Source organism: Alteribacter keqinensis (assembly GCF_003710255.1).
Taxonomy (GTDB): Bacteria; Bacillota; Bacilli; order Bacillales; family Salisediminibacteriaceae; genus Alteribacter; species Alteribacter keqinensis.
Genome location: NZ_RHIB01000002.1, coordinates 480,872 through 493,049, shown reverse-complemented (window position 1 = coordinate 493,049; position 12,178 = coordinate 480,872). Strand labels below are relative to the sequence as shown.

General features: G+C 44.3%; 11 protein-coding genes. 4 read left to right on the top strand and 7 right to left on the bottom strand.

Annotation, left to right across the window (positions count from 1 at the left end; all coding sequences use genetic code 11):
- Positions 1-106: 106 nt before the first annotated feature.
- Complete coding sequence (locus tag EBO34_RS13810) at positions 107-1,282, bottom strand: pyridoxal phosphate-dependent aminotransferase (RefSeq protein WP_122899523.1); 1,176 nt, start codon at positions 1,280-1,282, stop codon at positions 107-109.
- 95 nt (positions 1,283-1,377) lie between these two features.
- On the opposite strand from EBO34_RS13810, the gene EBO34_RS13805 reads away from it, so the two are divergent.
- Entirely contained in the window at positions 1,378-2,172 is a 795-nt protein-coding gene (locus tag EBO34_RS13805) for a carbon-nitrogen family hydrolase (RefSeq protein WP_122899521.1), read from the top strand.
- Positions 2,173-2,362: 190 nt separating this feature from the next.
- Here EBO34_RS13805 and EBO34_RS13800 read toward each other — a convergent pair whose 3' ends face one another.
- Together EBO34_RS13800 and EBO34_RS13795 are read right to left on the bottom strand one after the other, a co-directional pair.
- Positions 2,363-3,037: a 2-hydroxy-3-keto-5-methylthiopentenyl-1-phosphate phosphatase gene (locus EBO34_RS13800; protein WP_122900113.1), complete on the bottom strand. Its 675-nt coding sequence runs from the start codon at positions 3,035-3,037 to the stop codon at positions 2,363-2,365.
- A gap of 307 nt (positions 3,038-3,344) precedes the next feature.
- Positions 3,345-4,322 (bottom strand): nuclease-related domain-containing protein, encoded by a 978-nt coding sequence (locus EBO34_RS13795; RefSeq protein ID WP_183163882.1) that lies wholly within the window; start codon positions 4,320-4,322, stop codon positions 3,345-3,347.
- A 323-nt stretch (positions 4,323-4,645) separates the two neighbouring features.
- Between EBO34_RS13795 and EBO34_RS13790 the strand changes: the two genes are divergently transcribed.
- The 3 genes from EBO34_RS13790 to EBO34_RS13780 are packed head-to-tail and all read left to right on the top strand — an operon-like array spanning position 4,646 to position 7,849.
- The gene (locus EBO34_RS13790; protein WP_249414100.1) at positions 4,646-5,542 is read left to right on the top strand and encodes a glycoside hydrolase family 16 protein; all 897 of its coding nucleotides are present in this window, start codon (positions 4,646-4,648) and stop codon (positions 5,540-5,542) included.
- Position 5,543: 1 nt separating this feature from the next.
- On the top strand, positions 5,544-6,908 hold the full coding sequence (locus EBO34_RS13785) for a glycosyltransferase family 2 protein (protein ID WP_122899514.1): 1,365 nt from the start codon (positions 5,544-5,546) through the stop codon (positions 6,906-6,908).
- Complete coding sequence (locus tag EBO34_RS13780) at positions 6,905-7,849, top strand: polysaccharide deacetylase family protein (protein ID WP_122899512.1); 945 nt, start codon at positions 6,905-6,907, stop codon at positions 7,847-7,849. The genes EBO34_RS13785 and EBO34_RS13780 overlap by 4 nt, the downstream gene beginning before the upstream one ends.
- 145 nt (positions 7,850-7,994) lie before the next feature.
- Here EBO34_RS13780 and EBO34_RS13775 read toward each other — a convergent pair whose 3' ends face one another.
- Genes EBO34_RS13775 through opp1C form a run of 4 tightly spaced genes read right to left on the bottom strand, consistent with a single transcriptional unit; the run spans position 7,995 to position 11,871 of the window.
- Entirely contained in the window at positions 7,995-9,014 is a 1,020-nt protein-coding gene (locus EBO34_RS13775; RefSeq protein WP_122899510.1) for an ABC transporter ATP-binding protein, read from the bottom strand.
- On the bottom strand, positions 8,980-10,020 hold the full coding sequence (locus EBO34_RS13770) for an ABC transporter ATP-binding protein (RefSeq protein WP_122899508.1): 1,041 nt from the start codon (positions 10,018-10,020) through the stop codon (positions 8,980-8,982). Before EBO34_RS13770 ends, EBO34_RS13775 begins: the two co-directional genes overlap by 35 nt.
- Before the next feature lie 18 nt (positions 10,021-10,038).
- Positions 10,039-10,962, bottom strand: coding sequence for an ABC transporter permease (locus tag EBO34_RS13765; protein ID WP_122899506.1), 924 nt, complete (start codon positions 10,960-10,962; stop codon positions 10,039-10,041).
- 21 nt (positions 10,963-10,983) lie between these two features.
- Positions 10,984-11,871, bottom strand: a complete 888-nt coding sequence (gene opp1C / locus EBO34_RS13760) for a nickel/cobalt ABC transporter permease (RefSeq protein ID WP_122899505.1) — start codon at positions 11,869-11,871, stop codon at positions 10,984-10,986.
- Positions 11,872-12,178 lie beyond the last annotated feature (307 nt).

Here is a 12,178-nt window from a genome sequence, read left to right as displayed (position 1 = left end):
TTCATGATAATACAGAAAAATCATGATAACCTTCACAGGATTAACGATAACCCCAAACCACCTTGCGCAAAAAACAGCACTCCCTAAAAGAAGTGCTGCCATTCAGTCAATCAAACAGTTTCAAGTCATCGATCCGCCGGACAGCCTCAAGCAGCCGCTCTTCACTGGCGAGGAGGCCGACGCGCAAATAGCCTTCGCCGCACTCACCGAAGCCGTTCCCGGGGGCGGTCACCACATGAGCCCTGTCCAACAGCAGTTCAGCAAACGCTTCAGACGTGTACCCTTCAGGCACAGGAAGCCACGCAAAGAACGTACCTTTGGACTCAGGCACCTTCCAGCCAATGTCATTCAATGCCGGAATCAGTACATTTCGGCGGTGTTCATATGTTTCCACGAGATCACGAACCGCGCTCTGGTCACCGGTTAACGCTTTGGCGGCCGCCTGCTGGACTGCACCGAACAAGCTTACATATCTGTGATCCTGAATCAAATTAAGACTCTTAATCACTGACGGGTTTCCGACTGCAAAGCCAACGCGCCAGCCCGCCATGTTGTACGTCTTCGAGAGGGTGTACATTTCCACCCCGACATCCTTGGCTCCCTCACTTTGAAGAAAGCTTCTCGGCTTTTCCCCATCGAATCCAATCGCGCCGTACGCGAAATCGTGGACAACGCAAATATCGTGTTTTTTGCCCAAGGCCACGGTCTGGTCAAAAAACGATACGTCAGCCACCGCCGACGTCGGGTTGTTCGGGTAGTTTAAAAAGAGAAGCTTCGCCTCATCGAGGGTGTTCTCATTGATGCTTTTGTAGTCAGGCAAAAAGCGGTTCTCTTCAAGCAGCGGCATAAACGATGTCCGGGCATTGGCAAGGGCGATGCCGGACATGTAGTCCGGGTAGCCCGGATCGGGGAGAAGGGCGAGATCCCCTGGGTTCAGGAGGCACTCGCTGATCTCCACAAGACCGGTCTTCGCCCCGAACAAAACAGCCACCTCCGTCTCGGGGTCCACATCCACATCATACTCCTGCTTGTAAAACGCAGCGATCGCTTCTTTTAAAAAAAGGTGTCCCGTGAAAGGGGAATACTTATGATAAAGAGGGTTTTCCGCTGCTTCCTGAAGTTCTGAAACAATATGTTCAGGGGTAGGCAGGTCCGGATTTCCCTGGCCGAGGTTGATCAGATCATGACCTTCAGCCGCAAGATCCTGGACTTGTTTGGCAAGCCGGGCAAAAAACTGCTCGGGCAGACGCTTTAATGTATCAGACGGTTCAAATGTACGCATAGCAATCACTCCAGAAAAAAATTCTCGTAATACTTGAAATAGTAACACAAATCTTATACTGTTGATCACAACCACAACAAAAAAGGAGCCTGAATATGAAAGTAAACACTGCACTTCTTCAAATAGATATTGCTTTTGGCGATCCAAAAGCGAACCGCACAAAAGTGGAGCGGTATTTTCATGAAGCTATGAAACAGAAAACAGACGTAGTTGTCCTGCCCGAACTCTGGACGACCGGCTATGATCTCGGGCGTCTTGATGAGATCGCGGACCGCGGGGCAGAAGAGACTGTCGGCTTTATTTCAGCTCTGGCGAAAGAATACTCGGTGAACGTTGTAGGCGGCTCTGTTGCAAAACAAACAGCCAATGGTGACGTCACCAATACGATGCTTGTGATTAACCGTGAAGGTGAGCTCGTGAAAGAATACTCGAAAGCGCACCTGTTCCGCTTGATGAGCGAGGAAAAATTCCTTAAAGAAGGGAACGAAGACGGGAATTTTGAGCTTGACGGCGAGCCGTGTGCCGGCGTGATCTGCTACGATATCCGTTTCCCGGAGTGGATTCGTACCCACATGCTGCAAGGGAGCAAGACCCTTTATGTAGTGGCTGAGTGGCCGAAGCCCCGCGTCGATCACTGGCGGGCGCTGCTCATCAGCCGCGCCATCGAAAATCAGTGCTACGTGGTGGCCTGCAACCGTGTGGGGAGCGACCCGAACAACGAGTTCGGCGGCCATTCGATTATAATTGACCCGTGGGGAAAAGTCGTTGCCGAAGCCGATGACCGGCAGGAGCTCGTTCTCCGGGGAGAAATTGACACGAGCGAAGTGGACACGATCCGCGACCGCATGACGATCTACGAAGACCGCCGCCCGGAATTGTATAAGATCTGAGTGAGAAGACAAGCCTTTTGGGGCTTGTCTTTATTAGTGGTGGGGGGATTTATTTATTTTCTAAAGAGTTTTTGCTGAATAAAACAGAGAGGATTCTGCTCAATTCTTCCCCCAAAGAAGTTACTTCTTTAAAGTCCAAAAGCCCGCAAAAAACACATGCACGCCCCACTGGAGCGTGCATGAACCTTACCTACCGCCGGCCGGCTATCTCCCGCTGTTGTTCGATCTGACTAATCACGTCATAAAAAGTGGTAAATGAAGTATGGTTCAGCCCGAACTCACGGCATTTTTCCAAGAGAAAATCATCGCAGGCAAAAACCTGATGTGCTTCTTTTGCGGCTTCAAGGTTCGATATGGAATCTCCAATCACAATTTTATAGTATTCATCGTCAGGGAACTGCCGGAGAATGGAAGCTTTACAGCAGCCGCAATCCTTATCGCAGGCTTCATCACACGCATGAGGCCAGGTAATTCGGATCGTGTCCCCAGAAAAGTCACTTCCATTACAGAAAAGCTGATCGAGAAGCTTGTACGGTTCCAAAAGGGGCTCGATGAAAAAATCAATCCCGCCACTGACCACGCGAATCCGGATCCCGCGGTTTCTTGCAAACGCTAAAAATTCAGTGAACCCTTTACGCATCTCCGCCTGTTCCAACACATAATTTACAATCTCAATTTTCTTTGCGGAAGGAATAAGAGAAAACATTCTTCCAACGCCTTCGCGAAGGGAGATTCTCTCCTCGAAGATATCGTCTTTGATTGCCTTCCACTCGGGTGGCGCAAACTCCTTCATAATCGTGATGATGTTGTCTTTTACCGTAATCGTACCGTCAAAGTCACAAAAGACGATCGGCTTTCTTTTCATTAAAGGGCTCATAACTGCACTCCTTTCTTTTATCCTGGCAAAAAACGAAAACATCCTCTTCAATAGGTGAAGAGGAGGATTTATCATTTTCGGTGCAGTTTCGATTGATATGAATTATGACAGGATTAAAGTTATCTGTCAATTCGAACAAAACAGAGAGGATTATTTGGAGAAGCTTAAGCATTTTGTTAGAAGATAAGCCTGCGGGCTTGTTTTTTTTGGTTGAGAGGAGGGGGGATTCACCTCTTATGTAAGTTATTTCTCCCCTAAGTCGAATTAATTCCCCCCTAACTTCACTTTTTCCCCCCTAAGGAATTAACGCCCCCAGAAAATATCTTCTGGCTTTTGTTTCCCCATCATAATTAAGATCGAGACGCTTAAATGTCTTCTTAATCGTCTTCCTGTTATTTATTTCACACCATTGAGAGAACAACTGATTAGTTATAGATTTCCCGGTCTTGAGGTAATAGTCTTTGAGTGTATCGAGCAACACTTCTTTCGAATAAAAACCACAAGCAGCACACTCCCAAGTTCTATGAACCTTCCGCATCTTTAAATACTTACAGTCCGGACAATGAACCCCTTTCTTCAGTTCCTCAAAAGACACATTATACCGCTCCATCCCCGGCTTAAAAAGCTCCCTATGCTGACTCAACAGGGCTTGGTCCAGATCCCGAAGCACACCTTCAGTTAAAATACTCTTCTTATGCTTCTGATCAAATTCATAAATGAGATATTCGAGATAAGAGGGGCGAATGACGCGGTCGCGCTCTTTATAAGAGGGGGAGAGGATCACTTCACAATGGGGATTGGCCATTACAACGAAGTATTCGACGGGCATCGGGGGCAGATTATTGGTCCTGAGCCAGAGTTGGAGTTGCTTTTTCTGTTGCTTCACTTGCAATATGGGATCATCAAACGTATTCTTCTTCTTTTCATACGATTTCCATGTAAGCTGGTGAGGGTCCGCCTTTAACGTAACAGGTTCGCCGGAGTAGTGCTTCACTTCCAGAATTAACAAATATCCGGGAAAAGTTAGGAGTACATCCATTTCGAATGCTTCATCATCTGGACGTTCAAACCTCAGGTTGTGATAGATGTAACTTGAAGAAAGAGGGCAGTTCTTGAGGTAGTAATCAACGGAGGATTCCCCTTTATAGCCGGAGGAAAAATTTCTGTGGTCCTTTTTTATATAAGGATACCGGGGATGCAAGGGGGGCGTGCGCCTGTGAGCAGCTTCTGCAATAAGGAGAGCAAGCGGAATACTGCGGTTTTTTTTGATCAAACATATCATCTCTTCTATTAAGTTAGTAAAATTATGGCATTACCAGGGTTGTGCGTCAATCAAGACAAATTTAACGCGTAATTCTTCTACATACGACAGGATGCTATTATTTTACATATAGAAAAGAGGGGGAAGAGGGGCTGTAATTCTTTATAAAGAACCACTCAGGTATATGAACTTTATCAATTATTGTTTAATCTTATGTCTTTTTAGTTTACTTTCTAATTATTTAGTAGTATTATTCTTTATATAGAACAAACCCAAGCATTATAAAGAACTTATTTTTTTGATCTGTTTGTTCTTTATTAAGAACAATAAACGGGGTGTTTCTGATAAAGAGTCTATCAATCGTAATACTTGTCATAGTGTTTGGGTCTATCCCTTTTCTGTTTGAGAGTTTAATCAGTCAGTTCAAAACGCAGGTGGAAGAAATAACGGAAGTAACCATGCATGCTGCCAGGGCCGTTAATGCTAACGACTTAAAAAGAAATTTAGGGCCCGAAAGTTTAATTGTACCTCAATACTATGATGAGAATGAAAAAAAATGGAGATTGATTTGGAGAGACGAATTTGAAGAGGACGCTTTAGATACGAGTCGTTGGAATACAGAATATTGGCCTGCTGAAAAGAACAATGAATTACAATACTATACTCCGGAAAATGTGAGCGTGCGTAATGGCAACCTTATATTATCCAGTAAAATTGAGATTTATGAAGACCGGTCGTATACATCCGGTGCAGTCCATTCAAAGGACAAGTTTAGTTTTAAGTACGGAAAAATAGAAATGAGGGCCCGTCTCCCGGAAGGAAAGGGAATGTTTCCGGCATTTTGGCTTCTTCCAAACATAGATCATACATGGCTTCCTGAGATTGATATTTTAGAAATGTTAGGTGATAAGCCGAATGAAATATGGATGGTGGTTCATTGGGAGGATGAAGAGGGCAACCTCTCAAGTGATTTTAGCTCATATTATGGCAGTGATTATTCCAAGGGGTACCATACTTACGGAATTGAGTGGAACCCATCAGAAATCAGGTGGTTTATTGATGGAATTGAAAGATTTAAAACCAATCAATTTGTCCCTCATGAAGAGATGTATTTGTATATAAACACAGCGATTGGCGGCGATTGGCCAGGCTCCCCGGATAAAACGACGTCCTTTCCTCAATTTTTTGAAGTCGATTATGTGAGAGTTTACCGAGCTGAAGGGGGAGAGTAAAATGATGATCCTTACACTATCGTTATTCTCAATATTTATCGTTTTTCAAATCCTGTATATCTTTGTACCCCTATACTTGGTGAAAGAAAAAAGAGAATTTATTAAAACGAGTGAGGAAAAACGTATTTCTATTTTAATACCGGCTTTTAATGAAGAAAAAATAATTATGAACTGTATTGAGGGGATTCATCATTTAGACTATTCGAACTATGAAGTCATCATCATTAACGACGGATCCGTCGACCAGACAAAAGAGTTGCTCATAAATAAATTAAAAATGAAACGGGTCATAAAGTCATCGGATGAATCACTTTCTTATAACCTCATTAAAGGCCTCTATAAATCTGCTGTTTATCCGAATATTTATATGATTGATAAGGAAAATGGGGGGAAGGCTGACGCATTAAATGCAGGGATTGACCATTCTGAGAGTGAAATCGTGATCACTTTAGACGCTGACAGTGTACTCGAATCCAACTCATTGAATGTGATTAATACCAGGTTTGACGATCAGCATATTATGGCTGCAGGAGGAATGGTTCAAATTGGACAAGGCTTTTATGGAGATCTGAAAAATCTTCAGCCTACCTTTTATACCAAAGGGTTAATAAAGTATCAAATCATTCAATACCTTACAGACTTTTATCTGCACCGGTTAACACAAACCAAGTTTCAATCTATGACAATTATTGCCGGAGCCTTTGGTGTCTTCAGGAAAAATATACTGCTGGAAGTGAATGGATACCGGAAGACAGTGGGGGAAGACATGGACATTACACTCCGCTGCCTGAGATTAAAAAAAGAAAAGTATAAAAAGCATAAGCTTGTTTTCATTCCAGAAGCCATATGCTATACGGAATGTCCATCATCGTTCATTGATTTATTCAAGCAAAGGATAAGGTGGCAAAAAGCGTTTCTCGACTGCATCCTTAATTACAAGACTGCTTTTTTTAAAAAGCTGGGCTGGGCACCTTCCATATACTTGTTGTTTGACTCTTTTATTCTTGGAACTATCAATGCATTTTTTACCATATTTGTCTGCGTCATTTTAGTAGTGACTCAAGGGAACTATATGGTTGCTTTAGCCTTTCTGTCTGTAACCTTTTTACTCGCTGTTTATAGAAGTGTGACAGCCATGGTGATCAGCAGAAGGTTTGGCTTAGCATACAGCAGAAAGGATTACTTTAAAATATCCTGCTTTATTCTTTATGAGATTATAACTTATAGATTGCTGGGTTTGGTTTTTGTAACGGTTGGAACGATCATGTATGTGAAAAATAAGGAAGGGTGGGACGCCTCAAGGAGGAATGGAAAGAGTTTTCAAACATCGCCTGAAAGAGGTCAGCTCAGGAGGACGGGCTCATGAGAATAATGCTGGTTAATGCCTTATTTCTGTTAACCTTTGTATTTTTCTTCAGTTCCATTGTTAATTATTATTATGATGATTTCGCAACTGCCATGGATAGTAATAGTGGTTTATTTACAGAAAATAAATCTATAGATTTAAATGATACAAACCAGGGATGGGGCAGGGGCGTGAGGGACTTTAAGGTCGATGAGGGCAGTGCAGCACCTGAAATACCTGTTCTGTTGTATCATAGAATCTTGGACGATAATGACATTCAAGACCATCATTACAACAAGAATGGCGAACTATACAAAACCATTACCCTGAAATCACAATTTGAGAAGCAAATGGACCTTTTAGCAAAAGAGGATTTTGTAACGTTAACTTCAAAGGAATTTGAATTATTTATGAGAGGAGAAATAGATTTACCCGAAAAAAGCGTACTAATTACATTTGATGACGGATTTAAAGACAATCATATTGAAGCCTATCCAATTTTAAAAGAACATCAATTTACCGCGCTGAATTTTGTTATAACTGGATATATTGATGAATCAGATTCCGAATATGAACCGGCCCATAACCAGTACCTGAGTATTTCGGATATCATGGCCGCCACAGATGTATTTGAATACTACAGTCACACCTATAATTTTCATCACCAGAATGAAAAAGGGGTAGCTTATCTCATCTCTGAACCTATAAGCGCTGTGAAAAAAGACATCGAAATTAGCGTGAACAATCTAAATAACCGTTCTGATTATTTTGCCTATCCATACGGGGCATATAACAATAAAACAGCTGATTTATTGGAAGAAATGGACTTTAAAATGGCTTTCACCAGTGATTTAGATAAAGCCCGTCCCGATCAGGATCCTTACCGTATTCCCCGTATCGAGATAAGTAACCGGGATGATATAGAAGACTTTAAAGAGAAAATAGGATTAGAGAAAGAGTAGGGAGTGTCGGCCTGTCATCACAACCGGAATAAACTCATTTAAGTCCCCCGTCCAAAGCAGGCGGGGGACTTAAATGATGCCTTCTTTGCCCTCCTCTTTAACTGCAGCAAAAAACCCCGCTCCTTAAAGAGCAGGGTTTTGGTTCTTACGTATACTTCGGCTTCATCTCGCCGCTTTCAATCTCTTCAATATAATGGCAGGCGGCGTTGTGGCCTTCTTTCATCATATCCTTGCCAGTGTTGCGAAGCTCCGGAACTTCGTCTTTACACTTGTCCGTTGCAAACGGGCAGCGGGTGTGGAAACGGCAGCCGGTCGGCGGATCGATTGGAGAAGGAACATCGCCCTTCAGGACAATCTGATCGCGCGTGGCAGTCGGATCCGGAACAGGGATCGCAGACAGCAACGTCTTCGTGTACGGGTGCTTCGGATTGTCGAACACAGACTTTTTGTCACCGATTTCGACAATTTTACCGAGATACATTACCATAACACGGTCGGAAATGTGACGGACAACACCCAGGTCGTGTGATATAAACAGGTACGTGAGGTTAAATTCCTTCTGTAATTTTTTAAGCAGGTTCAATACCTGTGCCTGAATGGATACGTCAAGAGCGGATACACTCTCGTCACAGACGATAAGCTTCGGATCCACAGCCAGCGCGCGTGCAATACCGATACGCTGACGCTGTCCGCCGCTGAATTCGTGAGGGAAGCGGTCAAGCTGGTGAGCCCCGAGGCCAACCGTCTCCATCAGTTCCATCATGCGGTCAAGGCGTTTCGCCTTAGGCACAACGTTTTGAATTTCCATTGCTTCGTTTAAAACCTGGCGCACTGTCTGACGCGGGTTGATGGAAGCATAAGGATCCTGGAAAATAATCTGAAGATCTTTCCGGCGCTTACGCATGTCGCTTTTACTTAGAGCCAGCAGATCTTCACCGTTGAACGAAACTTCACCGCTCGTCGGCTCGTCAAGACGGAGGATCGCACGGCCTGTTGTGGATTTACCACAGCCGGACTCTCCTACGATACTTAACGTTTCACCTTCGCGAACGCCGAATGTGATGTCGTCTACGGCTTTAACGTCATTGATACGGCGGCCGAAGATTCCACCTTTAATAGGAAAATACTGTTTAAGATTGTTTACTTGCAGCAGATTCGTAGTCATTTTTGACGTTCACCTCCGGGCCGTCCCATTTGTCGGTATGAATCCAACAGCGGACTTGATTTCCTTGTTCAAGATCCTCTAAGTGAGGCAGGCTCTCGCGGCACATCTCACGTGCGAACGGGCATCGCGGTGCGAAACGGCAGCCTTCTGGCATATTATCAGGTGTTGGTACCGTCCCTTTGATGGTGCTTAGATCACCTTCCATATCAATATCGTGACGCGGGAGGGATTTTAACAGTCCAACCGTGTACGGGTGTTTCGGGTTCGCAAACAGTGTATTCACATGTGCGTACTCCACAATTTTACCGGCGTACATAACCGCTACGTAGTCACACGTGTCAGCTACAACACCAAGGTCGTGGGTAATCAGAATCACACTCATATCAAGCTCGTCCTGAAGATTACGAATTAAGCGGAGGATCTGCGCCTGAATCGTTACGTCAAGAGCTGTCGTCGGCTCATCGGCAATCAGCACCTCCGGACGGCACGCAAGAGCAATCGCGATCATCACACGCTGGCGCATTCCCCCCGACAACTCGTGAGGATAGTTTTTCAAACGTGCTTTCGGAGAAGGAATTCCTACGAGCTCAAGCATCTCAAGGGATTTCTTCATCGCTTCTTTCTTCGATAACCCCTGGTGAATCATGACGGCTTCAGAGATTTGATCCCCTACCGTGAATACAGGGTTCAACGATGTCATCGGCTCCTGGAAAATCATTGAGATCTGATTTCCACGGATCCGGCGCATCTGGCCCTCGGATTTGTTCAACAGGTTTTCCCCGTTAAAGTTAATTTCGCCGCCTATAATTTCACCTGGCTCATTAATGAGGCGCATGATGGAAAGAGAGGTGATACTTTTGCCCGAACCGGACTCTCCTACAATTCCGAGCGTTTTACCGCCTGGTACGGCAAAAGTAACGCCGTCAACGGCTTTTACTTCTTTTCCATCAACGAAAAAGGATGTTTGCAGTTCTTTTACATCAATAATATTTCGTTTCTTTTCCATAGAAGTACCCTCCTCTCCTTAATCCAGTTCAATTCGTTTATTTAAGAATCGGTAACTCAAGTCGACAATCAAGTTTACAAGCACGAACAACAGGGCAATAACAAGAACAGACCCTTGGACGATCGGGAAGTCCCGGGCATTAATCGCCTCAATTACCAGTCGACCCATACCGTTTATTGCAAAAACTGTTTCTGTCAGCACCGTTCCGCCAAGAAGAACCCCGAACTGAAGTCCAACTACCGTAACAACCGGAATCAGGGCGTTACGAAGGGCGTGTTTGTAAATAACGTACTTCTCTTTTACCCCTTTGGCACGGGCTGTACGGATATAATCCTGATTGATAACTTCAAGCATGGACGAACGGGTCATACGGGCAATAATCGCAGCTCCGGCCGTACCAAGTGTAATAACCGGAAGAACGATATGACCCGGAGTTCCCCAGCCGGAAACCGGGAACCACTGCAGCGGCGGCAGGGCAAAGTACTGAATAAGCATAAGTCCAAGCCAGAAGTTCGGCATGGAAAGTCCGAACAAAGCCACAATCATAATTCCTGTATCAAGAAACGTGTAACGCTTCGTTGCAGAAACAATACCGGCAATAAGTCCCATAAAAATACTTAATATCGTACTGTATACGGCGAGCTCTATGGTTACCATAATTCGTCCGCCAATCTCGGCACTAACCGGATTTCCGCTTCGGATGGAGTTCCCTAAGTCACCTTGAACAACACCGCCGATGAATTTTGCATACTGAACAGGAAGCGGCTCGTTCAAGCCAAGTCGTTCACGCATCTGTTCAACCTGTGCTTCACTGGCACTTTCACCGGCGATGATCTGAGCCGGGTCACCGGGAATAAGGTGCATCATGGAAAAAACTAAGATTGTAACCCCGATCAGTACGGGGATGGTTTGTAATAAGCGTCGAATGATATAGACAAACATCGTTTCTCACCTCTCTCTTCGTTATTTCGTCTTAGGATCAAGAGCGTCGCGTAAACCGTCACCAAAAATGTTGAAGGCTAATACGACAATGACAATGGCGAGACCAGGGAATAAGGCAATGTGAGGGCTGTCCCACATATAGTTACGCCCGGCACTCAGCATGGCACCCCATTCAGGTGTCGGCGGCTGTGCACCTAAACCTAAGAACGAAAGTCCGCTGGCTGTCAGAATCGCAGTTGCCATACGGAGCGTCGACTGAACGATGATGGGTGACATAATGTTAGGCAGGATGTGTCTGAAAATAATGCGCGTATCCGTTGCACCCAGTGCACGAACCGCATCTACATATTCAAGTTTTCGAACCGCAAGCGTGGAACCACGCACAATTCTTGCAAACATTGGAACCGAGAAGATACCAACGGCGATAATCACGTTTTGCAGGCTTCCTCCCAGTACACTTACAATCGCAAGAGCAAGAAGGATACCAGGGAACGCAAGAAGCACGTCCATACAACGCATGAGAATTGCATCTACTTTTTTTCCGTAATACCCGGAGATAACCCCTATAAGCACCCCGACTATAGCCCCGATTAATACGGAAACAAAGCCGATATATAATGTGATGGACATCCCGTGGATGATCCGCGTGAAGATATCCCTTCCTTGGTGGTCAGTTCCGAACCAGTTATCCGCAGATGGTGATGCCATCCTGTTCGTCGGATCAATGGAAGTCGGTGAACCGGATGTAAAAAGTGGTCCGAAGATTGCCACTAATACAAAAAAGATAATAAAGTAACCGCCGACCATTGCCGCTTTGTTTTTGCGTAATTTTTTGAAAATGGTTTTGAAATTTTCAACCGTCGGCGATGGCGGCTTTGCAGCTGGTTTATTAACAGTCGTTTCAGCCATCAGTTCTTCCCCCTATTCTAAATTATTTGATAATTTACCTGTTTGTTGCGATTCAATTAGACACAAAAAAAATTATATCATCTCAATAAAATAATACAAGAGATTCTACTGCTTGAAATTATTGTCATACCAATATTTGCAAACGCTTTCTATGACAATAATGCGCTAATAATGCACTTAACTGCAGTGTTTATAATGTTATATTAATAAAATAATTTTCGCCACATAGCGAATACATAAAAGGTTCCGACAATTGGAACTTGTCTTTTTAAATTTAATCGTGTAATTTAGATTATGAAACATTCTC

What these genes read in the sequence shown, in the direction of transcription:
- EBO34_RS13810 (WP_122899523.1), bottom strand. Translation starts at nt 1,282, where the DNA reads ATGCGTACATTTGAACCGTCTGATACATTAAAGCGTCTGCCCGAGCAG.
- EBO34_RS13805 (WP_122899521.1), top strand. Translation starts at nt 1,378, where the DNA reads ATGAAAGTAAACACTGCACTTCTTCAAATAGATATTGCTTTTGGCGAT.
- EBO34_RS13800 (WP_122900113.1), bottom strand. Translation starts at nt 3,037, where the DNA reads ATGAAAAGAAAGCCGATCGTCTTTTGTGACTTTGACGGTACGATTACG.
- EBO34_RS13785 (WP_122899514.1), top strand. Translation starts at nt 5,544, where the DNA reads ATGATGATCCTTACACTATCGTTATTCTCAATATTTATCGTTTTTCAA.
- EBO34_RS13780 (WP_122899512.1), top strand. Translation starts at nt 6,905, where the DNA reads ATGAGAATAATGCTGGTTAATGCCTTATTTCTGTTAACCTTTGTATTT.
- EBO34_RS13775 (WP_122899510.1), bottom strand. Translation starts at nt 9,014, where the DNA reads ATGACTACGAATCTGCTGCAAGTAAACAATCTTAAACAGTATTTTCCT.
- EBO34_RS13770 (WP_122899508.1), bottom strand. Translation starts at nt 10,020, where the DNA reads ATGGAAAAGAAACGAAATATTATTGATGTAAAAGAACTGCAAACATCC.
- EBO34_RS13765 (WP_122899506.1), bottom strand. Translation starts at nt 10,962, where the DNA reads ATGTTTGTCTATATCATTCGACGCTTATTACAAACCATCCCCGTACTG.
- opp1C (WP_122899505.1), bottom strand. Translation starts at nt 11,871, where the DNA reads ATGGCTGAAACGACTGTTAATAAACCAGCTGCAAAGCCGCCATCGCCG.